This is a genomic window from Aeromonas sp. EU05-FHT14A05 (assembly GCF_058791175.1).
In genome coordinates, this window is sequence record NZ_JBYTDH010000006.1 from 67805 (window position 1) to 90763 (window position 22959).

General features: G+C 61.4%; 25 protein-coding genes. 16 read left to right on the forward strand and 9 right to left on the reverse strand.

Annotation, left to right across the window (positions count from 1 at the left end):
- Positions 1-79: 79 nt before the first annotated feature.
- Together AC3WR3_RS10700 and AC3WR3_RS10705 are read right to left on the reverse strand one after the other, a co-directional pair.
- Positions 80-655, reverse strand: a complete 576-nt coding sequence (locus tag AC3WR3_RS10700) for a DJ-1 family glyoxalase III (RefSeq protein ID WP_492291846.1) — start codon at positions 653-655, stop codon at positions 80-82.
- 32 nt (positions 656-687) lie between these two features.
- Positions 688-1635 carry a ketopantoate reductase family protein gene (locus AC3WR3_RS10705; protein WP_492291847.1) on the reverse strand — a complete coding sequence of 316 codons (948 nt, stop codon included), beginning with the start codon at positions 1633-1635 and terminating at the stop codon, positions 688-690.
- A 214-nt stretch (positions 1636-1849) separates the two neighbouring features.
- Between AC3WR3_RS10705 and AC3WR3_RS10710 the strand changes: the two genes are divergently transcribed.
- The gene (locus tag AC3WR3_RS10710; protein WP_139436622.1) at positions 1850-2332 is read left to right on the forward strand and encodes a YajQ family cyclic di-GMP-binding protein; all 483 of its coding nucleotides are present in this window, start codon (positions 1850-1852) and stop codon (positions 2330-2332) included.
- A 109-nt stretch (positions 2333-2441) separates the two neighbouring features.
- On the opposite strand, the gene AC3WR3_RS10715 is transcribed toward AC3WR3_RS10710, so the two are convergent.
- The 6 genes from AC3WR3_RS10715 to AC3WR3_RS10740 form a co-directional block, all read right to left on the reverse strand.
- Positions 2442-3248, reverse strand: a complete 807-nt coding sequence (locus AC3WR3_RS10715) for a nucleoside-specific channel-forming Tsx family protein (RefSeq protein WP_005330693.1) — start codon at positions 3246-3248, stop codon at positions 2442-2444.
- Between the two features lie 156 nt (positions 3249-3404).
- A complete protein-coding gene (locus AC3WR3_RS10720; RefSeq protein ID WP_139436620.1) occupies positions 3405-4808 on the reverse strand; it encodes an AmpG family muropeptide MFS transporter in 1404 nt (467 codons plus the stop codon).
- An 85-nt stretch (positions 4809-4893) separates the two neighbouring features.
- On the reverse strand, positions 4894-5223 hold the full coding sequence (locus tag AC3WR3_RS10725; protein ID WP_492291848.1) for a hypothetical protein: 330 nt from the start codon (positions 5221-5223) through the stop codon (positions 4894-4896).
- Between the two features lie 112 nt (positions 5224-5335).
- A complete protein-coding gene (locus AC3WR3_RS10730; protein ID WP_106886050.1) occupies positions 5336-5887 on the reverse strand; it encodes a peptidylprolyl isomerase in 552 nt (183 codons plus the stop codon).
- Between the two features lie 15 nt (positions 5888-5902).
- On the reverse strand, positions 5903-6475 hold the full coding sequence (locus AC3WR3_RS10735) for a YajG family lipoprotein (protein ID WP_139436616.1): 573 nt from the start codon (positions 6473-6475) through the stop codon (positions 5903-5905).
- A 29-nt stretch (positions 6476-6504) separates the two neighbouring features.
- Complete coding sequence (locus AC3WR3_RS10740) at positions 6505-7638, reverse strand: methyltransferase (RefSeq protein WP_202046958.1); 1134 nt, start codon at positions 7636-7638, stop codon at positions 6505-6507.
- A 219-nt stretch (positions 7639-7857) separates the two neighbouring features.
- Here AC3WR3_RS10740 and AC3WR3_RS10745 point away from each other — a divergent pair, with 219 nt between their 5' ends.
- From AC3WR3_RS10745 to nqrM, 9 genes are all read left to right on the forward strand, one after another.
- On the forward strand, positions 7858-8166 hold the full coding sequence (locus tag AC3WR3_RS10745) for a BolA family protein (RefSeq protein ID WP_041204526.1): 309 nt from the start codon (positions 7858-7860) through the stop codon (positions 8164-8166).
- Positions 8167-8604: 438 nt separating this feature from the next.
- The gene (locus tag AC3WR3_RS10750; protein WP_492291849.1) at positions 8605-9948 is read left to right on the forward strand and encodes a Na(+)-translocating NADH-quinone reductase subunit A; all 1344 of its coding nucleotides are present in this window, start codon (positions 8605-8607) and stop codon (positions 9946-9948) included.
- Positions 9949-9951: 3 nt separating this feature from the next.
- A complete protein-coding gene (locus AC3WR3_RS10755; RefSeq protein WP_042649549.1) occupies positions 9952-11181 on the forward strand; it encodes an NADH:ubiquinone reductase (Na(+)-transporting) subunit B in 1230 nt (409 codons plus the stop codon).
- Positions 11171-11959 carry a Na(+)-translocating NADH-quinone reductase subunit C gene (locus AC3WR3_RS10760; RefSeq protein WP_202046957.1) on the forward strand — a complete coding sequence of 263 codons (789 nt, stop codon included), beginning with the start codon at positions 11171-11173 and terminating at the stop codon, positions 11957-11959. The genes AC3WR3_RS10755 and AC3WR3_RS10760 overlap by 11 nt, the downstream gene beginning before the upstream one ends.
- The gene (locus tag AC3WR3_RS10765; protein ID WP_005303545.1) at positions 11952-12584 is read left to right on the forward strand and encodes an NADH:ubiquinone reductase (Na(+)-transporting) subunit D; all 633 of its coding nucleotides are present in this window, start codon (positions 11952-11954) and stop codon (positions 12582-12584) included. Before AC3WR3_RS10760 ends, AC3WR3_RS10765 begins: the two co-directional genes overlap by 8 nt.
- 3 nt (positions 12585-12587) lie before the next feature.
- Positions 12588-13184, forward strand: coding sequence for an NADH:ubiquinone reductase (Na(+)-transporting) subunit E (gene nqrE / locus AC3WR3_RS10770; RefSeq protein WP_005330713.1), 597 nt, complete (start codon positions 12588-12590; stop codon positions 13182-13184).
- Positions 13185-13201: 17 nt separating this feature from the next.
- Complete coding sequence (nqrF, locus tag AC3WR3_RS10775) at positions 13202-14425, forward strand: NADH:ubiquinone reductase (Na(+)-transporting) subunit F (protein ID WP_025327948.1); 1224 nt, start codon at positions 13202-13204, stop codon at positions 14423-14425.
- 3 nt (positions 14426-14428) lie between these two features.
- Complete coding sequence (locus AC3WR3_RS10780; protein ID WP_139436607.1) at positions 14429-15472, forward strand: FAD:protein FMN transferase; 1044 nt, start codon at positions 14429-14431, stop codon at positions 15470-15472.
- Positions 15473-15566: 94 nt separating this feature from the next.
- The gene (gene nqrM / locus AC3WR3_RS10785; RefSeq protein ID WP_005330718.1) at positions 15567-15791 is read left to right on the forward strand and encodes a (Na+)-NQR maturation NqrM; all 225 of its coding nucleotides are present in this window, start codon (positions 15567-15569) and stop codon (positions 15789-15791) included.
- 73 nt (positions 15792-15864) lie between these two features.
- Here nqrM and AC3WR3_RS10790 read toward each other — a convergent pair whose 3' ends face one another.
- On the reverse strand, positions 15865-16077 hold the full coding sequence (locus tag AC3WR3_RS10790) for a hypothetical protein (protein WP_139436605.1): 213 nt from the start codon (positions 16075-16077) through the stop codon (positions 15865-15867).
- 200 nt (positions 16078-16277) lie between these two features.
- Here AC3WR3_RS10790 and dinB point away from each other — a divergent pair, with 200 nt between their 5' ends.
- The 6 genes from dinB (at position 16278) to rlmM (ending at position 22886) form a co-directional block, all read left to right on the forward strand.
- A complete protein-coding gene (gene dinB, locus AC3WR3_RS10795) occupies positions 16278-17330 on the forward strand; it encodes a DNA polymerase IV (RefSeq protein WP_492291850.1) in 1053 nt (350 codons plus the stop codon).
- 66 nt (positions 17331-17396) lie between these two features.
- Complete coding sequence (locus AC3WR3_RS10800; protein ID WP_139436601.1) at positions 17397-19532, forward strand: methyl-accepting chemotaxis protein; 2136 nt, start codon at positions 17397-17399, stop codon at positions 19530-19532.
- Positions 19533-19814: 282 nt separating this feature from the next.
- On the forward strand, positions 19815-20735 hold the full coding sequence (locus tag AC3WR3_RS10805) for a transcriptional regulator GcvA (RefSeq protein WP_042649544.1): 921 nt from the start codon (positions 19815-19817) through the stop codon (positions 20733-20735).
- Between the two features lie 4 nt (positions 20736-20739).
- A complete protein-coding gene (locus AC3WR3_RS10810) occupies positions 20740-21378 on the forward strand; it encodes an alpha/beta family hydrolase (protein WP_404836980.1) in 639 nt (212 codons plus the stop codon).
- A gap of 34 nt (positions 21379-21412) precedes the next feature.
- On the forward strand, positions 21413-21799 hold the full coding sequence (locus tag AC3WR3_RS10815; RefSeq protein ID WP_043130931.1) for a DUF423 domain-containing protein: 387 nt from the start codon (positions 21413-21415) through the stop codon (positions 21797-21799).
- The gene (gene rlmM / locus AC3WR3_RS10820; protein WP_025327941.1) at positions 21792-22886 is read left to right on the forward strand and encodes a 23S rRNA (cytidine(2498)-2'-O)-methyltransferase RlmM; all 1095 of its coding nucleotides are present in this window, start codon (positions 21792-21794) and stop codon (positions 22884-22886) included. Before AC3WR3_RS10815 ends, rlmM begins: the two co-directional genes overlap by 8 nt.
- Positions 22887-22959 lie beyond the last annotated feature (73 nt).

Genomic DNA, 22959 nt, shown 5'->3' on the forward strand with positions numbered 1-22959 from the left:
TGCCGTCTGAGCGTCCAAAACAGAGCCTTCTTGCCAGTAGCAAGGGGGCTTTGTCGTTTTCAGAGGAGTGTTGGTGCGGTTATGGCAAGACCGAAGGGGGAAGCACCATGGGGCCTGCGACCGCGCGGGCGGCCTCGTCACCGCGCAGCACCCGTACTATCTCGAGGGCAAACTCGATGGCGCTGCCGGGGCCCTGGCTGGTGATGAGACGATGGGCATCATCCCGCACCACCCGCGCCTTGCTCAGTTGCGCGGCGGGCAGGCGGGCCTGAAAGCCTGGGTGACAGGTGGCGTTGGCATCCCCCAGCAAGCCGTGATGGTGCAGCACCACGGCGGGGGCGGCGCAGATGGCCGCACGCCAGCGGCCAAGTGCGGCCTGCACCCTCAGCAGGTCGATGGCGAGGGGGGTATCGCGGATAGCTTCGCTGCCGGGCAGGCCACCCGGCACGACCATGGCTTCGAAGTCGCGGCTGGTCAGCTCGTCGAGATGGCAATTGGCCACCAGCTGCACCCCGCGGGAGGCGCGGATCTGGCGCTGCCCCGCCGGGCAGCAGGAGGCCAGCACCACCTCTATGCCGCCGCGCACCAGGGTGTCGACGATGGCGACCGTCTCTATCTCTTCCGACCCAGGGGCTACCAGTACCAATACGCTCATCCTGCACTCCTCCATCGCCCGCGATCCCGGGCTCAGCGCTTCTCTTTGACGGCCTGATAGAGGCCCTGATTGACCGGCACCGCGATGCCGTGGGCGGCGGCCTTGCCGAGCAGGAAGCCGGTGATGGACTCGATCTCGGTCTCACGCCCCTGCTCCATGTCCTGATACATGGAAGAGTAATTGTCGGCGGTGAGTTCCACCACAGTCATCACCCGGCGCAGCAGCTCGTCGCTGCCGGTGGGCTGGCCTTCGGCCTGCATCACGTCGGCGACTTCCACGCAGATCTGTTGCAGCACATCGGCGAAGCGCGGGCCGGCCAGCTCGCCATTCTTGAGCTTGTAAAGCGCAGTGAGCGGGTTGATGGCGCAGTTGATGGCGAGCTTTTGCCACTGGCGGGTCAGGATCTGCTCATCCCAGCCGGCTTGACCGAGAGCGGTGGCGAGCTGGTCTGCCAGGGCGGAATGGGCCTTGGCGGCCTCATTGATCGGACCGAGCCAGGTTTCGCCCTTGCCGGTATGGCGGAACACGAAGTGGCCGCATTGCATTGCGCCGTGGCTGGTAACACCGGCAATGACGGGGTTGTGCGGAAACAGCTGCACCACCTGTTCGGCTATGCCCATGCCATTGTGCAGCAGCACGATGGGAACCCCTGCCGCCAGCTTGCCTGCCAGGGGCGTCAGGGCCGACACCACCTGACCCGCCTTGGTCATCACCAGCAGTCGCTGGATGGGGCCGGGCTTGTCGATGAAACCCCGCTCGATGGCGAGCAGCTGGGTGTGGCCCTCGAGGGAGGTGAAATCGATGCCGGGGTGCAGGGTGGCGCGGTGCCGCTCGCTCAGCAGGACACGGGTCGGCTGGCCACTTTGGGTCAGCAAGGAGGCGAAGACGCCGCCCAGGGCACCACAGCCCAGCAAGGACCAGTGAGGGGAGGAGGGGTGTTGGCTGTTTTTCAGGTTGTTGTCGCGTAATCCGCTTGGCATGGAGAGGCTCAATCAGGGTAGTGGCTGCGTTCCGAACAACCCGCTACCGGGGATAAGTGAAGATGTCGCTAGGCGGACACTAACGGGTCTCGCCATTCCTGTGCGCAGGGGATTCTAGCAGAGCAATCCCATTGAAATCAGCAAATTTGCCGGTTTTCTGGTAGATTTGCCCCTTTGTCAGCACAACCTGAAGTACAGCATGAGGAGCCCGGCTATGCCGTCATTCGATATTGTCTCTGAAGTCAAAATGAACGAGGTGTTGAACGCCGTCGATAACGCCAATCGTGAACTGGCGACCCGTTTCGATTTTCGTGGTGTGGAAGCCAGCTTCGAATTGAACAAGGAAGAGGTGAAGCTGGAAGCCGATGCGGATTTCCAGCTCAAGCAGATGGTCGAGATCCTGCGCGGCGCCCTGCTCAAGCGCCAGATCGAGAACAGTTCCATGGAAGTGGGCGACAGCGTTCACTCCGGCAAGCGTTTCCACCTGACGGTGAAATTCAAGCAGGGGATCGAGAAAGAGATCGCCAAGAAGCTGGTGAAGCTGATCAAGGATTCCAAGATCAAGGTGCAGGTTGCCATCCAGGGTGACGAGGTGCGCGTCACCGGCAAGAAGCGTGACGATCTGCAGGAGACCATGGCACTGGTGCGTGGCGCCGAGCTGGGTCAGCCGATGCAGTTCCAGAACTTCCGCGATTGATGATGAAGAGGGGAGGACCTTGGTCACTTCCCTCATCGAGCATCGAGGAAGCGCCATAAAAAAACCGGAGCAGCTGCTCCGGTTTTTTGTGTCCGTGTGACGAGTTCGATTAGAACTTGTAGGTCACGGAGAAGTAGTGGCCGAAACCAGTGGTCTTCAGACCGTAGGAACCGTTCTGGATGCCATAGATGTCGTTGAAGTACTTCAGACCGTAACCGACGGCGTAGCGGTCGGAGTGCCAGTACAGGCCGTTGAACATGGCGGTACCGTCGGTGGAAGTGTCCTTGGCATCAAACAGGTGATCCAGGTAGCCCTGATAGGCTACGAAGCTGCCGTTGGAGAAGGTGTAGAAAGGCTTGAACCAGTTCATGGAGAACTGATAGCCGTTCCAGCCCTGCTCGCCGCCGCCTTCGTTGACGTGACGGGCATACAGGTTCATGCCAACCTTGCCGAACCAGGGCACTTGTACGTCTGCACCCAGACCGGTCATGGCTTCAAACAGACCATCCGGACCACCCACGTTGATCAGGTTGGCGATGTAGACTTCCTGCACCGGGCCGAAGGAGAGATCTTTGCCGGTCATGGCATCGATGGAGATACGCGGTGCGAACTTGATGAACAGGTTGTCTTGGTTGTGCTTGTCGTCGTGACGGTTCTGGAAGATGTCGAACACGTCGACGTAACCGTACAGATCGAAGATACCAGAGCGGCCACCAAACTCCATTTCGAAGTAGGTATCGTTGTAACCACCTTCAGATTCGCTGTAGGGCAGCTGATCAATGGTGTGCATCACGTTGAACTGGAACCACTTGTAGTCGTTCTTGTGGATGTCGCCGCTGTAATCGGCAGCAAAGGCCGGAGTGGCGGATGCAGCCAGCAGACCGGCAGCGATCAGAGTCTTGGTAAATTTGGCCATTTTATTGGTCTCTTGTGCGTTAGTTGAGGTTTTCCGTAGCCTGCCCACAAGGAGCGGAAGGGATTCTAGCCAAATAAATTCATCGGATAAACAAGAGCCAGGGAACTTTGTCCGGTTTTGTGAATCTAATCACCCCCAAAATGGCGCAAACGCTTGCTATTTGTCCGCTTGTGGTAACAAAGCATCGCCTCGTTTGGCAACCATGATGATCAGTATCATCACCGGGATGCCGAGCAGACTGGTGCCGACGAAGAAGCTGCTGTAGCCGATCTGCTCGACCACCTGACCGGAAAAACCCGCCAGCAGCTTGGGCATCAGCAACATGATGGAGCTGAACAGGGCGTACTGGGTCGCCGAGAAGGCGACGTTGGTCAGGCTCGACAGATAGGTCACGAAGGCCGCCGTCGCAATGCCGGCGCTGAGGTTGTCCAGGGAGATGATCAGGGTCAGCAGCTCCAGATCGTGACCCACTTCGTTGAGCAGGGCGAACAGCAGATTGGTGCTGGCGGTGAGCACGGCGCCGAGAAACAGGATGCGCAGGGTGCCGAAGCGCATCACCAGCACGCCCCCCAGGGCCGCCCCCACCAGCGTCATGATGACGCCATACACCTTGGTGATGGTGGCCACCTCCGTCTTGCTGAACTGCAGATCCACATAGAAGCTGTTGGACATCACCCCCATCACCACATCCGAGATGCGATAGCAGGCGATGAGCCCCAGGATCAACAGGGCCGAGCCGCCGTAGCGGCGGAAGAAATCGGCAAAGGGACACCAGATGGCTTCATAGGTCCAGGCGCCCAGCCCGGCCAGGGTCCTGGGCCAGCCCCGCTCGAGCAGCAGCGCCTTGCGCTCCATCTGTTGCTCGTTCTGGCGATGGAGGTCGATATCCGGCTCGTGGCTGAGCAGTGTGGTGAGGATGCCGAGGGACATCAGCCCCGCCATCAGCAGATAGGTGAGCTGCCAGCCGCGGTAGTCGTAGCTGTCGTTGCTGCCAAGCCAGGCCGCCAGTGCCAGCGCCCCCGCTCCCGCCATGATCATGGCGAGCCGGTAACCCGTCATGTAGGAGGCCGCCATGGCCGCCTGCAGGCGCTCGGGTGCCGACTCGATGCGGTAGGCATCGATGACGATATCCTGGGTCGCGGAGCAAAACGCCACCAGCAGGGCGAACAGGGCGAGCTGGGCGAGCTGGGTCTTGGGATCGCAATAGGCCATGCCCACCAGGGAGAGGGCGATCAGCACCTGGGAGAGCAGCATCCAGCTGCGCCGCCGTCCCAGCAGCCGGGAGAGCAGCGGCAGCGGCAGTCGATCCACCAGGGGGGACCACAGCCACTTGAAGCCATAGGCCAGCGCCACCCAGCTCATGTAGCCGATGTCGGTCAGGCTGACATCGGCTTCGCGCAGCCAGAAGGAGAGGGTGCCGAAGACCAGCAGCAAGGGTAGGCCGGAGGAGAAGCCCATGGCAAACAGGGTGAGTACCCGCGCTTCCAGATAGACGGCGAGGGCGTCTCGCCAGCTTGTGGCGCGGTCCGGGGTATGGCTGGGCGGGCGGAGATTGTTCAACTGCCTGACTCCTCAGAGAAAAGGGGGTCATTTTGTCAGGTTCGAGGGGGATAGCCAAGGCAAGCCGAACGGGGCTGCCCGGGATTCAGGGTCGTGAGCCGATGCAGTGGCGCGGACAGGGCCCCTCGGCCACGAGGAAGGTGGCGCAGGCCATCAGTTGCTGACGCAGCCAGGTGTCGGTGACGAGCTGATGCTCGTCCCACAGATGCAGGCTGTGGAGCAGGTGCCAGAACACCCCCTCCTGCTCGGTGGCGGGTTCTTTGTCAATCGGGATGGTGGGCAGTGCCTGCCAGCGGGAAAGGAGTTGCCAGCTCAGATCCTCGAGCTGTCGATAGGGGATTTCCCGTGCCAGGAAGTGACGAACCGCCTGAGCCAGCTCAATGGCGTGTTGGGCAATGTAATCGTGACAAGTCACCGGAACCTCCTCTCTCTGCCTGGCCATGTCCCGCACACAGGACAAGGGCAGAGTATAGAAAAGGGCGCCGGTGACCCGGGCCAGGTGGTGACGGAATGTGATCCGCCCCCCGTTATTTGTCCGCCAGCAGCACCACTTTTTTCAGTATGATGGGGCTGGTCGGCACGTCATTGGCGCGCAGTATGGAGCTGTAGCCGGTCTGGACCTGAGCCAGCTTGTCCAGCACCTCCATGCCCTGCACTACCTGGCCGAACACCGTATAACCGGCGCCGGCATTGGCGTTGAGGTTGTCGTTGTCCACCAGGTTGAAGTAGAACTGACGGGTGGCGCTGTCGACCGCCTGGGTGCGGGCCATGGCGATGCTGCCACGCTTGTTGGGCAGGCCGCCCCTGGACTCGTTGACCACGGGGTCGAATGTCGGCAGTGGCTGGAACTGCTGATTGTAGCCCCCGCCCTGTACCACGAAGTTCTGGATCACCCGGTGGAACAGGCTGCCGTCATAGCTGCCATCCGCCACGTAGCGCAGGAAGTTCTTCACCGTCTGCGGCGCCTGCTTGGGGGCCAGCTCCACCACTATGTTGCCGTGGTTGGTCTCCATCTGGACTTTTTGTCCGGCGAACGCCAGGGGGGCGATCAGGGTGGCCAGTAACCAGAGTTTCTTCATTTATATGCTCCTTGCTCAGCTCGGCTGGCCTTTGAGATAACCGCGCAACGCCTCGTCGGCCATGATCTGTTGCAGCACGCTACCCAGCTGCTGGTTCAGGGTGGACTCCAGATCGGCCATGGTCGGCTCACCCGGTTCTTCCTTGCTGGAAGACATGTTGAACTGCTTGGTCAGCCTGTTGCCCTGGAAGTCGGCGATCACCTGCAGGCTGACCTTGGACTTGGTGACATAGGTGAAGGTCTTCTCTTCCACGGTGACGGCGGCGGTGGAGATGGCCAGGGTCAGGTTGGTGGTGCCGCTGTTGCCCACTTCGAGGCCCTGGCTGCGCAACCCTTCCGCCAGTTTTTCCGCCAGCAGGTTGTTGAGGGGCTGGCTGCTGTTGACCAGCACGGGAGCCTTCTCTTTCTTCTTGATGGAGAAGACATAGGCGGCCTCGCGCTTGTCCACCCCTTCCATGGTGATACGGTTGCCAGAGTAGTACTGCTGGTTGGAGGGGATGACTTGCGGATTGAGCAGCGCCGTCTCCGGCCAGTGGGTGGCACAACCACCCAGTATCAGGGCGGCCAGCAGCAAGAGTGACTTTTTCATCATGGTTTTCCTTTGGCGTTTGATGGCTTTCAGCGTTTGATGGCTTTCAAAATAACGAATTTGCTGTTCGACGCAACGACTTGTGCGTTGGCAAACAAGCGCTTGAGTTTGTTGTGATAGTCCAGATGACGGTTGCCTACTATCCAGAGTTCACCCCCCTGAGGCAACACCCGGTGTGCGTCGGTGAACATCTGCCAGGCGATGTGATCGGTGATCGCCTGCAGCTGATGGAAGGGGGGATTGCAGAGGATCCTGTCCGCCGCTCCGACCGCCACGCCGTCGAGACAGTTGTTGACCATGAAGTGGGCTCGCGGCAGGGCAGCTGGCAGGTTGTGCTCGACGTTGAGGCGCGCCGAGGCGACCGCCATGTGGGATTCGTCGATGAAGGTCACCTCCACCTCGCTGTCTTTTGCCAGCAGCGAGAGACCCAGCACCCCGTTGCCGCAGCCAAGGTCTATCACCTTGCGCGCGCTGTGGATCGGCAAATTGTCCAGCATGAAGCGGGCGCCTATATCCAGGCTGGTGCGCGAAAACACGTTGGCATGGTTGTGGATGAGCATGTCGGTGCCCTCCAGCGGCCAGACGGTCGGGAAGGGGTTGGCCAGGGTCGAGCGCTCGGCCTGCGGCTCGCAGTGAATGAGGCGCGCCTTCTTCCAGGCGAGCGAGGTGCGGGTCTCCCCTAGATACTTCTCGAACAGCTTGAGGGTGGAGCTGTGGATGTCCTTGGCCTTGCCGGCGGCCAGGATGCGGGTGGCCGGGGTGACCACCTCGCGCAGTGCCAGCAGTTGCTGCTCCAGCAGCGCCTGATACTTGGAGACCTTGATCACCACCAGTGCAGGGGCATCGGGCAGCGGGGCCAGGGCGTCCTGCAGGGTGATCTGTGCGGGATCCAGCCCGTTCTCCGTCAGATTGGCCAGGGTGGCACGCTCGCTGATATGGGAGTCGCTCACGCAGACCGGGCCATGGCCGTGCAGATAGGCGGCCAGGGCGCCGAAGCCGTCGTTCATGATGATGACGGGGCCATCCTGCTCGAGCGGCGTCTCGGCCAGGGTGTTGATCAGGTACTCGTCCGCCGCATCCCAGGCCTGCAGGGGATCCTGGCTCTGCCGTGGGTAGCGATACAGGGTCAGACGACAATGGGCAGTGTCGAGCAGGGTTTGCATAAGAATGAGTCCAACGTGTTGCTGATAGATGACGCCCGCCCGCACCGTGTTGCCCGGCAGGCAGGGAAAGTGGCGCTATTCTAGCGGCGACGGAGAATTTCACCAGCCCGCAGCGAGGAGGCGCCCGGCCTCCTTCTATTTACAGCGGCCCTGATGCATCCGGCATGCAACCCTGGCTACAATGGCCGGATATCCAACGAGGGAGTCTTGCCCGTGAGCATGCAACAACAGATAGAGGCCAAACTGGCCGCCGCCTTGTCCCCCAGTCATCTGGAAGTGATCAACGAGAGCTACATGCACAGGGTGGAGCCGGGATCCGAGAGCCACTTCAAGGTCATAGTGGTGAGCCAGGCCTTCGAAGGACAGCGCCTGCTGGGGCGCCATCGTCAGGTCAACGGCGTGCTGGCAGAGGAGCTGGCAGGGGCTATCCATGCGCTGGCGCTGCATACCTATACCGAGGCGGAGTGGCAGGCCCGGGAGCAGGCCCCCAAGACCCCGGGCTGTGTCAGCAAGTCCCCCTTTGCCTGAGCCTTTGACCTTTTCATTACCCGATTGTCGACCAATTAACAAAACCATCACGACAGGGCCGGGGCGCCAGCCGCCGGCCCTGTGTGCGTTGGATCAGGGTAATGATTACTTTTTCTAATCAACCTCTTGGGCGAGTTAAATTACCTCTATGTGGGTAGTAAAACAAAAAATCCTTTAAAACCACGGGTTGCAGGGATGGAAGGGAAATATTCATTGGAGGTTAATTTTGTGATAGGACGGGGATTTTCCCCATTTGGCGTGGCGACTGACTTGTCTAAGGTGGTAAACTCAGGCGCTTTTGAATGATCCTGTATGTTGCTGATTTGTTTGTTTCTTCGACAGTTTTCCGTGATGTTGACGGGCTCATTCAACAACTCGTCGTGATGTATTTCTCGGCGCTAACCAACCTGTCTTCCCTTAACGGTAGTGCAAGTGAGTATGATTACAATTAAAAGAGGACTGGACATCCCCGTGCTGGGTGCTCCGGAGCAAGTAATCTACGATGGCCCGGCCATCACCCGTGTTGCTACACTCGGCGAAGAGTTCGTGGGGATGCGTCCTACTATGTTCGTCAAAGTAGGTGATCGCGTCATTAAAGGTCAGGAGCTCTTCGAAGATAAGAAGAATCCCGGCGTTAAATTCACGGCCCCTGCCACCGGTGTGGTTTCTGAGATCAACCGTGGTGCCAAGCGTGTTCTGCAATCCGTTGTCATCGACATCGATGGTTCTGACGAACAGGTGACCTTTGAACACTTTGCGTCTGCCGAGCTGGCACAGCTCGAGCGCAGCAAGGTGCAGGAGATCCTGGTCGCATCAGGCCAATGGACCGCATTGCGTACCCGTCCATTCAGCAAGGTGCCGGCAGTGGGCTCTGCCCCGCGTGCCATCTTCGTCACCGCCATGGACACCAACCCGCTGGCCGCCAACGCCGAGATCATCATCAAGGAACAGGCCCAGGCCTTCCTCGATGGTCTGGCCGTGCTGAGCCGCCTGACCGATGGCACTGTCCACGTCTGCAAGGGCGAAGCCAGCCTGCCGCACGCCTCCCTGGCCCAGGTCAAGGAAGCCGTGTTCGTCGGCCCGCACCCTGCCGGCCTGCCCGGTACCCACATCCACTTCCTGGACCCGGTCGGTGCCAAGAAAGTGCAGTGGCACATCAACTATCAGGATGTGATCGCCTACGGCAAGCTGTTCACCACAGGTCAGATCTTCACCGACAAGGTGATCTCCCTGGCCGGCCCGAACGTGATCAAGCCGCGCCTGCTGCGCACCCGTCTGGGCGCCTGCATCAGCCAGCTGACCAACAACGAGCTGCGTGCGGACGAGAATCGCATCATCTCCGGTTCCCTGCTGAGCGGTGCCAAGGCCGAAGGGGTTCATGACTACCTGGGTCGCTACCACAATCAGGTGAGCGTACTGGGCGAAGGTCGTGAGAAAGAGTTCCTGGGCTGGGTCAAACCCAGTGCCGACAAGTTCTCCATCACCCGTACCACCCTCTCTCATCTGATGAAGGGCAAACTCATCAACTTCACTACCACCACCAACGGTAGTGATCGCTCCATGGTGCCTATCGGCAACTATGAGCGCGTGATGCCGCTCGACATCCTGCCGACCCTGCTGCTGCGGGATCTGATCTCCGGCGACACCGACAGCGCACAAGCGCTCGGCTGCCTGGAGCTGGATGAGGAAGATCTGGCGCTCTGTACCTTCGTCTGCCCCGGCAAGACAGAGTACGGCCCAGTCTTGCGTGAGTGCCTGACCAAGATAGAACTGGAAGGTTAAGCGATGAGTTTCAAGCAACTTCTTGAAAATATGGAACATCACTTCGAGCCGGGTGGCAAGTACGCCAAGTACTATGCCCTGTTCGAGGCGGCGTATACCCTGTTTTATACCCCGGGTTCCGTGACCCGCAATGCCGCCCACGTCCGTGATGCGATCGATCTGAAGCGCATGATGATCATGGTGTGGCTGGCCGTGTTCCCGGCCATGTTCTGGGGCATGTACAACGTCGGCAACCAGTCCATCGCCGCCATCGCCCATCTGGGCAGCGCGGCCGGTGCCGATACCTGGCAATACACCATAGCGACCCTGCTGGGTGCCTCGCTGGATCCGGCCGTGGCCGGCATCGGCAGCAAGATGCTGATCGGTGCGGCGCACTTCCTGCCCATCTACCTGACCGTGTTCCTGGTCGGTGGCTTCTGGGAAGTGCTGTTCGCCATGGTGCGCAAGCACGAGATCAACGAAGGCTTCTTCGTGACCTCCATCCTGTTCGCCCTGATAGTGCCGCCCGAGCTGCCCCTGTGGCAAGCCGCGCTCGGCATCACCTTCGGCGTGGTGCTGGCCAAGGAAGTGTTCGGCGGTACCGGCAAGAACTTCCTGAACCCGGCCCTGGCGGGTCGTGCGTTCCTGTTCTTCGCCTACCCGGGCCAGATCTCCGGCGATGCGGTCTGGGTGGCCGTTGATGGCTATTCAGGCGCGACTGCCCTGAGCCAGTGGGCCCAGGGCGGCCAGATGGCGCTGATCAACGGTGCCACCGGCGAAGCCATCAGCTGGATGGATGCCTTCCTCGGCAACCTGCCGGGCTCCATCGGTGAAGTCTCCACCCTGATGATCCTCATCGGTGCGGCCATGATCGTCTACATGCGGATCGCCTCCTGGCGCATCATCGCCGGCGTCATGATCGGCATGGTGGCGACCTCCCTGCTGTTCAACGTCATCGGTTCCGATACCAACCCCATGTTCAGCATGCCGTGGCACTGGCATCTGGTGCTGGGTGGCTTCGCGTTCGGCATGGCCTTCATGGCGACCGATCCTGTCTCCGCCGCCTTTACCAACAAGGGCAAGTGGTGGTACGGCGCCCTCATCGGCGTCATGGTCGTGCTGATCCGTGTCGTGAACCCCGCGTTCCCGGAAGGCATGATGCTGGCCATTCTGTTTGCCAACCTGTTTGCCCCCTTGTTTGACCATTTCGTGGCGCAGGCGAACATCAAGCGGAGGATCGCACGTGGCGTTTAATAAAGACTCTACTACCGGCACTCTCGCCGTAGTCACCGGTCTGTGTCTGGTCTGCTCCATCGTGGTCTCCGTGGCCGCCGTGGGTCTGCGTCCGGCCCAGCTGGAAAACAAGGCGCTGGACAAGCAAAGCAACATACTGTCCGTTGCCGGTGTCGATGTCAGCTCGGTGGCCAAGCGTGACCTGGCCCAGCTGTACGGCGACAAGATTGAAGCGCGTCTGGTGGATCTGGCCACCGGTGAGTTCGTTGACGGCGATGCCGACAACTTCGACACCAAGCTGGCAGCCAAGGATCCGGCCAAGAGTGTTCGTCTGGCACCTGCCGACGACAAGGCCGGCCTGCGCCAGATCTCCAAGCTGATCCCGGTGTTCTTCGCGAAAGATGCGCAAGGCAAGGTCGACAACATCATACTGCCGATCTACGGCCAGGGTCTGTGGTCCACCATGTATGCCTTCGTGGCGGTCGCGGCCGATGGCCAGACCATCAAGGGCATCACCTACTATGACCACGGTGAAACCCCGGGTCTGGGCGGCGAGATCGAGAACCCGGCCTGGCGCGAACTGTTCGTCGGCAAGAAGCTGTTCGATCAGGACGGTCAGCCTGCGCTGCGGGTGATCAAGGGACATGCTCCGGCTGGTTCCGAGCATGAAATCGACGGCCTGTCTGGCGCAACCCTGACCGGTAATGGCGTACAGCACACCTTCGACTTCTGGATGGGCCCCAAGGGCTTCGGTCCCTTCCTGGCCAAGGTACGTGCAGGAGAAATCAACAATGGCTGACAAGAGCGAAATGAAAAAATTGCTGTTGACGCCTGTGCTCGGCAACAACCCCATCGCACTGCAGGTGCTGGGTGTCTGTTCCGCGCTGGCCGTTACCAGCCAGATGAAGACGGCGTTCGTGATGACGCTGGCCGTTACCGCGGTCACCGCCTTCTCCAACCTGTTCATCTCCCTGATCCGCAACCAGATCCCGAACAGCGTGCGGATCATCGCCCAGATGGCGGTGATTGCCTCGCTGGTTATCGTGGTTGACCAGGTGCTCAAGGCCTATGCCTATGACATCTCCAAGCAACTGTCGGTGTTCGTCGGCCTCATCATCACCAACTGTATCGTGATGGGTCGTGCCGAAGCCTATGCCATGAAGAGCGCCCCGCTGCCCTCCTTCCTGGACGGCATCGGCAACGGTCTGGGCTATGGCGCCGTGCTGCTGACCGTGGCGACTGTGCGCGAGATCCTGGGGTCAGGCACCTGGTTCGGCATCGAACTGCTGCCGCTGGTGAACAATGGTGGCTGGTATGTGCCGAACGGCCTGCTGCTGCTGCCGCCGAGTGCATTCTTCATCATTGGTCTGATCATCTGGGGCGTACGCACCAAGGATCCCAAGCAGGTGGAGGCAAAGGATTAAGGTATGGAACACTATCTGAGTCTGTTGATTCGTTCGATCTTCATCGAAAACCTGGCGCTCTCCTTCTTCCTGGGGATGTGTACCTTCCTGGCGGTGTCCAAGAAGGTCAAGACCGCCATGGGCCTCGGCATTGCCGTTATCGTGGTTCAGACCGTTGCCGTTCCGGCCAACAACCTGATCTACAACTACGTGCTCAAGGACGGTGCCCTGGTCTCCGGCCTGGATCTCAGCTTCCTGAGCTTCATCACCTTCATCGGGGTGATTGCGGCCCTGGTGCAGATCCTGGAGATGGCGCTGGACAAGTATTTCCCGGCGCTCTACAACGCCCTCGGCATCTTCCTGCCGCTCATCACGGTGAACTGCGCCATCTTCGGTGGCGTCTCCTTCATGGTGCAGCGTGACTACAACTTCGTGGAGTCCGTGGTCTATGGCGTGGGGTCGGGTGCAGGCTGGATGCTGGCCATAGTCGCGATGGCGGGGATCCGCGAGAAGATGAAGTATTCCGATGTTCCGGAAGGCCTGCGTGGCCTCGGCATCACCTTCATCACCGCGGGTCTGATGGCGCTGGGCTTCATGTCCTTCTCTGGTATTTCCCTGTAATCGGAAAGGAAATATAGATGGAAATTATTCTGGGTGTGGTCATGTTCACCGTGATCCTGCTGGCCTTGGTGGCAGTCATTCTGTTCGCCAAGTCCAAGCTGGTGACCGCCGGTGACGTGACAATCAGCATCAACGGCGACCCGGCCAAGGCTGTGACCAGCCCGGCGGGTGGCAAGCTGCTTGGCGTGCTCGCCGGCAGTGGTATCTTCGTCTCCTCCGCCTGTGGCGGCGGCGGCTCCTGTGGTCAGTGCAAGGTGCGGGTGAAAGCCGGCGGCGGCGACATACTGCCGACCGAGCTGGATCACATCAGCAAGGGCGAAGCCCGTCACGGCGAGCGCCTGGCCTGCCAGGTCACCGTGCGTTCCGACATGGACATCGAGCTGCCGGAAGAGATCTTCGGCGTGAAGAAGTGGGACTGTACCGTCATCTCCAATGACAACAAGGCCACCTTCATCAAGGAGCTCAAGCTGCAGATCCCCGATGGCGAGAGCGTCCCGTTCCGCGCCGGCGGTTATATCCAGATCGAAGCCCCTGCCCACCACGTGCAGTACAAGAACTTCGACATTCCCGAGGAGTATCGCGGGGACTGGGATCGCTTCAAGATCTTCGAACTGGAGTCCAAGGTCAACGAGCCTATTATCCGTGCCTACTCCATGGCGAACTATCCGGAAGAGTTCGGCATCATCATGCTGAACGTGCGGATCGCGACCCCGCCGCCGAGCAACTGGACTGCCCCTCCCGGCCAGATGTCCTCCTACATCTTCAGCCTGAAGGCTGGGGACAAGGTGACCATCTCGGGTCCGTTCGGCGAGTTCTTCGCCAAGGACACCGACGCCGAAATGGTGTTCATCGGTGGTGGTGCCGGCATGGCGCCGATGCGTTCCCACATCTTCGACCAGCTGCGCCGCCTGAAGTCCAAGCGCAAGATGAGCTTCTGGTACGGTGCCCGTTCCAAGCGCGAGATGTTCTATGTCGAGGACTTCGACATGCTGGCCGCCGAGAACGACAACTTCCAGTGGCACGTCGCCCTGTCCGATCCGCAACCGGAAGACAACTGGGATGGCTACACCGGCTTCATCCACAACGTCTTGTTCGAGAACTACCTCAAGAACCACGAGGCGCCGGAAGATTGCGAGTTCTACATGTGTGGACCTCCCGTGATGAACGCTGCCGTCATCAACATGCTGAAAAACCTCGGCGTTGAAGACGAAAACATCCTCCTGGATGACTTTGGTGGTTAATCCATGCACAGTGTTGTAAAGACCTGGCTAGCCTTCGGGCTAGCCTTTTTCTTGACTGGGTGCGGTCAGGAATCGGTCCAATCCAAGCCGGAGATCCACATCACCGGCAGCACCATGGGCACCTACTACTCCATCAAGGTGGCGGATGCCGCCGTCACGGATGCCGCCAAGCTGCAGGCCGAGGTCGACGTCCTGCTGGAGCGGGTCAACGATCAGATGTCGACCTACCGCCCGGATTCCGAGCTGTCGCGCTTCAACCAGCACAAGGACAATACCCCTGTGGTGGTCTCCCGTGACACAGCCCGGGTGGTGACCGAGGCCATTCACATTGGCCGCGAGAGCCGCGGGGCGCTGGACGTCACCGTGGGCCCCCTGGTCAATCTGTGGGGCTTTGGGCCGGATGCCAAACCGACCAAGGTGCCATCCGACGAGCTGATCGCCCAGACCCGGCAGAAGACGGGCCTCGGCAATCTGCATGTGGTAACCTCGGTCGACGCCGACACCCTGCAAAAGGACATCCCGGATCTCTACGTGGATCTCTCCGCCATCGCCAAGGGCTTCGGGGTGGACAAGGTGGCCGAGTACCTGGAATCCCTGGGGGCGCGCAACTACCTGGTGGAGATCGGCGGCGAGCTGCGGATCAATGGCGTCAACGGCAAGGGTCACCCCTGGCGCGTCGCCATCGAGAAGCCGACCGCCAATGCCGGCTCGGTGCAGGAGGTGATAGTGCCAGGGGACAACGGCGTCGCCACCTCGGGGGACTATCGCAACTACTACGAGCTGGATGGCAAGCGCTTCTCCCACACCATGGATCCGCTGACGGGCAAGCCCATCACCCATCGCATGGTGTCGGTCACCGTGATCCACCCCTCCTGCATGACGGCAGACGGGCTGGCCACGGCGCTGACGGTCATGGGAACGCAGAAGAGCCTGGCCTATGCCAAGGAGCGGGGTCTGGCCATCTTCGTCATCACCAAGACGGACGAGGGCTTCGAGGAGGCTTACTCGGATGCCTTCAAGCCCTACCTGGCCAAGCAGCCCGGTTAACCTTGAAGGCGCCGCCATCACTCGGCGGCGCCTGGGAATCTTGTCGCCGGATGCCGTCGAGCCGTATCTGGTTAAACAGTAAAGGGGTAATACCATGCAGATCTTTCTGATCACCTTCGGGGTGTTTCTGGTGGTGGTGGTGGCCATGGCCATCGGCTACATCTTCCAGAAGAAGACCATCTCCGGCTCCTGTGGCGGCCTTGGCACCATAGGGATCGAGAAGGAGTGCGACTGCCCGGAGCCCTGCGACAATCGCAAGAAGAAGATGGCCAAGGAAGAGGCCCGTCGCAAGATGCTGGTGGACAACCGCATCCTCTGAGGGCGAGCACCCGCGTGCGGGTGCATCGAATGCACGCGAGCCGACCCTGGGTCGGCTCGCGTTTTCATGGCGCTCAGTAGTCGTACTGGCTGCAGGCCTTGTTGTGAAACTCCGCCTTTCGCTTTGCCAGCTCCTCCCTTGTGCCCAGCTCGTCCCCCTGCTTGATGGCCTTCTCCAGTATCTCTATGCGCTCAAACAGCCAGCTGCACTCGGCGGTCGGATGGTCCTTGGTCATGCCTGTCAGCGGCAACAGCAGCAGGCAGAGTCCCGGCCAGATTGCTCTCATCTCTCTCCTCCTTGAGTCTGATGTGGATGGTGCCTTGAGAGTCTATCCGTCCCTCTCCTCCCGTGCGCTGGCAGAAATGACAGGGCTGGGGTAGCATGGGGCCTTGACTGGTTATTCATACAGTGGTGTCGCCGCCTCGTCACGACAGCGGCGGTGCACCCAACCATGCGGCAGGCGCCGACGGCTCAACAGACTCTGGCATGCGCAAGATCATTCACATCGACATGGACTGCTTCTTCGCCGCGGTGGAGATGCGGGACAACCCGGCCCTGCGGGAGGTGCCGCTGGCCATCGGCGGCTCGGCCGACAGGCGCGGCGTCATCTCCACCTGCAACTATGTGGCGCGCCGCTTCGGGGTACGCTCCGCCATGCCGAGCGCCCTGGCCAGGAAACTCTGCCCGCCGCTGGTGCTGATCCCCGGGCGGATGGCCGTCTACAAGGAGACCTCCCGCCAGTTGCAGGCCATCTTCCTGCGCTACACGGAGCAGGTGGAGCCGCTCTCCCTCGATGAAGCCTACCTGGATGTCACCGACAGCCCCCACTGCGGCGGCAGCGCCACCCTGATGGCGGCCGAGATCCGCGCCGCCATCGTCCTCGAACTGGGGTTGACCGCCTCGGCCGGGGTGGCGCCGAACAAGTTTCTGGCCAAGCTCGCCTCCGAGCAGCGCAAGCCGGACGGCCTGTTCGTCATCCGCCCCCAGGAGGTGGACGAGTTCGTGCGCCAGCTGCCCCTCGGCAAGCTGCCCGGCATAGGCCGCAAGACGGCGGAGCGGCTGGAGTCCCTCGGACTCTACTCCTGCGAGGATGCCCGCCAGCTCGGCAACGAGGAGCTGGTGAGCCGTTTCGGCAAGCTCGGGGAGATGCTGGCCGGTCGCATCTGGGGACATGACGATCAGCCGGTACAGGCCCGGCGGATACGCAAGAGCATAGGGGTGGAGACGACCCTCGCCAGCGACGTGCTGGATGAAGCCGCCTGCCGGGAGGTGCTCGGCCGGCTCATTCCCGAGCTGGAGCTGCGCTTTGCCAGGGCTTGCCCTGCGGAGGCGCTGATGGGGCAGGGGATCAAGCTGAAGTTTGCCGATTTCCACCAGACCACCGTCTATCGCAAGGGGAGCTACCAGGCGAGCCGTTTCCACGATCTGCTGCACGAGGGGCTGCAACGGTCTCAAGGAAAACCCATTCGCCTGCTCGGTCTGGTGGTCGGTCTGCCAGGGGCGGGGGAGATCAACCAATTGAGCCTGGATCTCTGCTGATTTAGTTAAGTTTTTGTGTCCAAAACCGATACAGTGTTCACATCTGTAGACGTTAGGAAATGTGGCATGAGTTCTCTTTCTGTTCAGGGACGGATCACCCTGATCGCCGGTTGCTGTCTGTTGGCCAGTGCCGCCGCACTGGTCGCCTCTTCCCTCTTCAACGCGGCCCGCATGCAGGAGCAGGTGCTCACCTCCACCACCCTGGAGGGGCAGCACGCGGCAGAAAACTGGATGAAGGCCATGGGGTCCACCCAGGCGGCCAGAGTGACCAGCTACCTCGACGAGGCCTATTTCAGGGCCACCCTGCTGGCGGAGGGCATACTGTTCCAGCGCAAGAACGCGGCGGACAACTTCGTTCACTCCGAGGCGCTGCGCAATGCCGTGAACCAGCAGTTGCAGGACGCGGCGGAGTCGTCGGCCAATCTGCTCGGGGTCTATGCGGTATTCGAACCCAACCAGCTCGACGGCGAAGACGACAACTATCAGGGCTCGACCGCGCTCGGGGCCAACGACAAGGGGCGCTTCTCCAGCTACTGGGCCAGAGTCGATGGCAAGGTGACCCTGGAGGTGATGGACGAGGCGCTGCTGGCCGACGACAAGCCGTCCGGGCACGGCGGCCTGGAGAATGACTGGTACAGCTGCAGCATTCGCAGCAAGGCCCTCTGTCTGCTCGATCCCTATGTGGACGAGGTGGGCACCCGGCAGGTGCTGATGACCTCGGTGACGGCCCCCCTGCTGGAAGAGGGCAATCTGCTCGGCATGGTGGGGGTCGACATCTCGCTGGCCACCTTGCAGAGCCTGGTGGAGGAGATGGACAAGACGCTCTATGACGGGCAGGGCAAGGTGCTGCTGCTCAGTCACGAGGGGCGGGTGGCCGGGGTCGAAGGGTTCAAGGTCGCCCTTGGGGAGCCTCTGGATCAGCAGGGGCTGTCGGCGGATCTCAACGGCTGGCTCGCCAAGGGGGAGGTGGTCACGCGCTGGAGCCCGGATGGCGCCCTGTTGCAGACCTTCGTGCCGGTCAGCATGCGCGGGACGGATCGCAAGTGGGGCATCTACATCGAACTGCCCCGCGCCGTGGTGCTCGCCTCCGCCCTGCAACTGCAGGATGAGCTGGAGGGCCAGTCCCAGCGCAGCGTCGCCACCCAGCTGCTGATCGGCGGGGCCATCTCAGCCCTTGCCCTGCTCTGCATCTGGCTGATGGCCCAGCGCATCGTCGCCCCCATCCGCACCGTGGTGGCCCGCCTCAAGGACATCGCCAGCGGCGAGGGGGATCTGACCCAGCGCATCGACCTGCGTCGCGATGACGAGATAGGCGAGCTGGCGAAGTGGTTCAACAACTTCCTGGACAAGCTGCAGTCCACCATCAGCCAGGTGATCGATACCGTGGCCGGCACCCGGGCCAGCGCGGCGCTGGCGGCGCAAGGGGCCGAGCGCACCAGTGCCGGCATGCAGTCCCAGTATCAGGAGGTGGATCTGGTGGCCACGGCGTTCGAGGAGCTGAGCGCCACCGCCCTGCAGGTCGCGGGCAATGCCAGCTCGGCGGTGAGCGCGGCCAACCAGGCGGACATGGCGGCCCAGGAGGGCAAGTCCGTGGTCGCCGATACCCAGCAGGCCATGTCCAGGCTGATGGCGGTGATCAGCGATGCCAAGCCCGTGGTGGAGCGGCTGGCCGCCAACAGCGACAACATCAACGACATCCTCATCGTCATCCAGGGAATAGCCGAACAGACCAACCTGCTGGCGCTCAATGCCGCCATCGAGGCGGCGCGGGCCGGTGAACAGGGCCGCGGCTTCGCCGTGGTGGCCGACGAGGTGCGCAACCTGGCGGGTCGTACCCAGAATGCCATCGTCGAGATCCAGACGCTGATCACCGAGCTGCAGTCGGGCACAGAGGCTGTGGTGAAGGCGATCATGACGGGCCACAGCCAGGCGGATGTGACCCTCGGCAAGGTGGAGCTGTCGGTCAGCGTGCTGGAGCAGATCATCCATGCGGTGGCCACCATCCATCAGATGAACGAGCAGATTGCCAGGGCGGCTCAGGAGCAGAGCGGGGTGGCGGACGAGATCAACCGCAACGTCAGCAACATCCGCGACGTGAGCCACACCATCAGGGCAGAGGCGGCCACCTCGGCCGACAACGGGCGCGAGTTGTCGCAACTGGCGGACAAACAGCAGCAACTGGTGGGGCAGTTCAGGGTATAGAGATAAGAAAAAAGGCGCCATCCAACCGGAGGCGCCAAACACATTCAGATGACAGACTGGGTTAAATCGCATCGATTTAGCCCTTCTTCCCGCAGAGGAAGAAACACAACACCACAATCGCTGCCGGCCCACTCACAAAAACCACATGTAAACCAACATGGAAGAGAAGGTGTGAGCCATATGGCAACGGATTGCGTGGCGAATTATGTTTATTCACTGGTCGACCCGCAACCGACAATTTATAATGCGCCCCATTAGAAAAACTCATCGTCGGCTGGTGTCATGTCTCGTCGTTTACCCCCGCTCAATGCCCTGAAAGCATTCGAAGCAGCGGCTCGCCACTTAAGCTTTACCCGCGCAGCAGAAGAGTTGTTTGTGACTCAGGCCGCCATCAGTCACCAGATCAAGGCGCTGGAGGAGTACCTCGGCATCAAGCTGTTCCGTCGCAAGAACCGCTCCCTGCTGCTGACCGAGGAGGGGCAGAGCTACTTCCTCGACATCAAGGACATCTTCGCTTCCATCTCAGAGGCCACCGACAAGCTGCTGGCCCGCAGCGCCAAGGGGGCGCTCACCGTCTCCCTGCAGCCGAGTTTCGCCATCCAGTGGCTGGTGCCCAGGCTGGTGAAGTTCAGCGAGCGCCACCCCGACATCGATGTGCGCATCAAGGCGGTGGACATGGACGAGGGCTCCCTGACCGACGACGTGGACGTGGCCATCTACTACGGCCGTGGCAACTGGCCCGGGCTGCGCTCGGACAAGCTGCACACCGAGTACCTGATCCCGGTCTGTTCCCCCCTGCTGCTGACCGGCCCCAAGCCCCTGCGCACCCCGGAGGATCTGACCAGGCACACCCTGCTGCACGACACCTCCCGACGCGACTGGAAGGCCTGGTTCCGCCAGCTCGACATCGATGCCCCGAACGTCAACCAGGGACCCATCTTCAGCCACTCCACCATGGTGATCCAGGCGGCGATCCACGGTCAGGGGGTGGCGCTCGGTCACAGCGTGCTGGCCCAGCCCGAGATCGAGGCGGGCCGCCTCATCTGCCCGTTCGAGCAGGTGCTGGTGAGCAAGAATGCCTTCTACCTGGTGTGCCAGGAGCAGCAGTCCGATCAGGGCAAGATAGTGGCCTTCCGCGACTGGATGCTGGAGCTGGTGGAGCAGGAGGAGGCCCGTCGCCGGGCCCGTCTCGCCGATGCCTGAGGGGATGGATGTGACAAGAGAGGGGGCGAGCGACGCCCCCGTTCGCATTCTGCTGGCCCACGGCGCGGGCGCCGGCATGGACCATGCTTTTCTCGCCGAGCTGTCGCGCCTGCTGGCGGGGCCGGACATCGAGGTGGTGCGCTTCAACTTCCCCTACATGAGCAAACGGGCCCTGGACGGCAAGCGCAGGCCGCCGGACCGGCAGCCCGTGCTGCTCGCCCACTGGCGCGAGATGGTGCGCGCGTTTGCCCACCCCAGGTTGTTTCTGGCGGGCAAGTCCATGGGAGGGCGGATGGCGGCCGAGCTCTATCACGAAGGGGGCGACGAGATGAATGCTGCAGGATTGCTCATTCTCGGGTATCCTTTCCACCCCCCGGCCAGCCCCGACCGCTGGCGGGGTGAGGTGCTCAAGCAGATCACGACGCCGACCCTGCTGCTGCAGGGGGAGCGCGACACCTTTGGCTCTCGCGCCGAGCTGGCCGATTTCCCCTTCTCCCCCGCCGTATCGGTCCACTGGCTGACCGATGGGGATCATGGCTTCAAGCCGAGGAAGGCCAGCGGCGTGAGCGAGCAGGAGAACCTGCGACAGGCTGCGGAGCGGATCAAGGGGTTTATCGCGGCGACCCCGTCCCGCTGCGTCTGAAGGGATGGCCGCGCGCAGAGAACGAGGAGAGAGGATGCAAGTCCATCGACATTGGCTGGTGCTGGCGGGTTGTTTCGGCCTGACGGCCACCATGCTGGGAGCCTATGGGGCTCACGGGCTGGCGGCGACCGGCATAGCCCCTTCACTGCTGGCGGCGTTCAACACCGCGGTGCAGTATCAGTTTTTTCACGCCCTGGCCCTGCTGGTGCTGGGGTGGTGCGGCGTGCGCAGCAAGGTGATTACCTTTGCGGGCACGGCCTTTGTGCTGGGGATCCTGGGATTCTCCGGCAGTATTTACGCCATGGTGCTGCTTGGCAGCAAGGGGCTGGGGCTTATCACCCCGGCCGGTGGCCTCTGTTTTATGTTGGGATGGGCGGCTCTGATATGGGCCGGCTGTCGTCTTGGAGGAAAAAATGAATAATCTGCTGCTTTATTGCCGCCCGGGTTTTGAGAAAGAGGCGGCGGCAGAGATCACCGAACGAGCCAGCAACATGCAGTGCTACGGCTTCGCCCGGGTCAAGGACGACAGCGGTTACGTGATTTTCGAGCTGTATGACGAGGAGCAGGCGGATCTGCTGGCCCGCAAGCTGCCGTTCCGTGAGCTCATCTTCATCCGCCAGATGCTGGTGGTGACCCATGAGCTGAAGGATCTGGACCTCTCCGATCGGGTTTCCCCCATCATAGAGGCGACCCGTGACTATGCCATCTGTGGCGATCTGCGGGTGGAAACGGCCGACACCAACGAGGCGAAGGAGCTCTCTGCCTTCTGCCGCAAGTTCACGGTGCCGCTGCGCCAGGCGCTGCGTGGCAACGAGATCCTGACCAAGAAGGAGACGCCGCACCGTCCGGTGTTCCACGCCTTCTTCATGGCCAATGATCACCTGTTGCTGGGGTACTCCTACTCCTTCAACAACTCCGAATTCCACATGGGCATTCCGCGCCTGCGCTGCCCGCCGGACGCCCCGAGCCGCTCCAGCCTCAAGCTGGAAGAGGCCTTCTATGTGTTCGTGCCGCGGGAAGAGTGGGAGCTGCGCCTCACCTCCGGCATGAAGGCCGTCGATCTGGGTGCCTGCCCGGGCGGCTGGACCTATCAGCTGGTGCGCCGTGGCATGATGGTGACCGCAGTGGACAACGGTTCCATGGCCCAGTCCCTGATGGATACCGGCCAGGTCAAGCACATTCGCGACGACGGCTTCGTCTGGCGGCCAGGCAAGAAGAACACCTACTGGCTGGTGTGCGACATGGTGGACAAGCCGGCGCGGGTGGTTCACATGATCGCCGACTGGTTCCGCGAGAACGACTGCCAGGAGGCCATGTTCAACCTCAAGCTGCCGATGAAGAAGCGCTATGCCGAGGCGGTGCACAACATAGAGGTGCTGCGGGAGATGCTCAAGGAGATCGACAATGCGTTCGTGATCCAGGCCAAGCAGCTCTACCACGATCGGGAAGAGATCACAGTGCACGTCTACAACAAGTTCTGGGTCTCCAAGCTCGAACCCAAGTCCTGAGCAGGGCACCCGGTCACCTGGTATGACGCCAAATAAAAACCGGACGGCTGACCCCGTCCGGTTTTTTGTTTTC

Bases quoted from the DNA above. Each gene is read 5' to 3' on its own strand.
- AC3WR3_RS10710 (WP_139436622.1), top strand. From the start codon at position 1,850: ATGCCGTCATTCGATATTGTCTCTGAAGTCAAAATGAACGAGGTGTTG.
- AC3WR3_RS10800 (WP_139436601.1), top strand. From the start codon at position 17,397: ATGAGTTCTCTTTCTGTTCAGGGACGGATCACCCTGATCGCCGGTTGC.
- nqrM (WP_005330718.1), top strand. From the start codon at position 15,567: ATGCAGATCTTTCTGATCACCTTCGGGGTGTTTCTGGTGGTGGTGGTG.
- rlmM (WP_025327941.1), top strand. From the start codon at position 21,792: ATGAATAATCTGCTGCTTTATTGCCGCCCGGGTTTTGAGAAAGAGGCG.
- AC3WR3_RS10815 (WP_043130931.1), top strand. From the start codon at position 21,413: ATGCAAGTCCATCGACATTGGCTGGTGCTGGCGGGTTGTTTCGGCCTG.
- AC3WR3_RS10805 (WP_042649544.1), top strand. From the start codon at position 19,815: ATGTCTCGTCGTTTACCCCCGCTCAATGCCCTGAAAGCATTCGAAGCA.
- AC3WR3_RS10700 (WP_492291846.1), bottom strand. From the start codon at position 655: ATGAGCGTATTGGTACTGGTAGCCCCTGGGTCGGAAGAGATAGAGACG.
- AC3WR3_RS10740 (WP_202046958.1), bottom strand. From the start codon at position 7,638: ATGCAAACCCTGCTCGACACTGCCCATTGTCGTCTGACCCTGTATCGC.
- AC3WR3_RS10755 (WP_042649549.1), top strand. From the start codon at position 9,952: ATGAGTTTCAAGCAACTTCTTGAAAATATGGAACATCACTTCGAGCCG.
- AC3WR3_RS10730 (WP_106886050.1), bottom strand. From the start codon at position 5,887: ATGAAGAAACTCTGGTTACTGGCCACCCTGATCGCCCCCCTGGCGTTC.
- AC3WR3_RS10765 (WP_005303545.1), top strand. From the start codon at position 11,952: ATGGCTGACAAGAGCGAAATGAAAAAATTGCTGTTGACGCCTGTGCTC.
- dinB (WP_492291850.1), top strand. From the start codon at position 16,278: ATGCGCAAGATCATTCACATCGACATGGACTGCTTCTTCGCCGCGGTG.
- AC3WR3_RS10735 (WP_139436616.1), bottom strand. From the start codon at position 6,475: ATGAAAAAGTCACTCTTGCTGCTGGCCGCCCTGATACTGGGTGGTTGT.
- nqrE (WP_005330713.1), top strand. From the start codon at position 12,588: ATGGAACACTATCTGAGTCTGTTGATTCGTTCGATCTTCATCGAAAAC.
- AC3WR3_RS10745 (WP_041204526.1), top strand. From the start codon at position 7,858: ATGCAACAACAGATAGAGGCCAAACTGGCCGCCGCCTTGTCCCCCAGT.
- AC3WR3_RS10715 (WP_005330693.1), bottom strand. From the start codon at position 3,248: ATGGCCAAATTTACCAAGACTCTGATCGCTGCCGGTCTGCTGGCTGCA.
- AC3WR3_RS10750 (WP_492291849.1), top strand. From the start codon at position 8,605: ATGATTACAATTAAAAGAGGACTGGACATCCCCGTGCTGGGTGCTCCG.
- AC3WR3_RS10790 (WP_139436605.1), bottom strand. From the start codon at position 16,077: ATGAGAGCAATCTGGCCGGGACTCTGCCTGCTGCTGTTGCCGCTGACA.
- AC3WR3_RS10780 (WP_139436607.1), top strand. From the start codon at position 14,429: ATGCACAGTGTTGTAAAGACCTGGCTAGCCTTCGGGCTAGCCTTTTTC.
- AC3WR3_RS10810 (WP_404836980.1), top strand. From the start codon at position 20,740: ATGGATGTGACAAGAGAGGGGGCGAGCGACGCCCCCGTTCGCATTCTG.
- nqrF (WP_025327948.1), top strand. From the start codon at position 13,202: ATGGAAATTATTCTGGGTGTGGTCATGTTCACCGTGATCCTGCTGGCC.
- AC3WR3_RS10705 (WP_492291847.1), bottom strand. From the start codon at position 1,635: ATGCCAAGCGGATTACGCGACAACAACCTGAAAAACAGCCAACACCCC.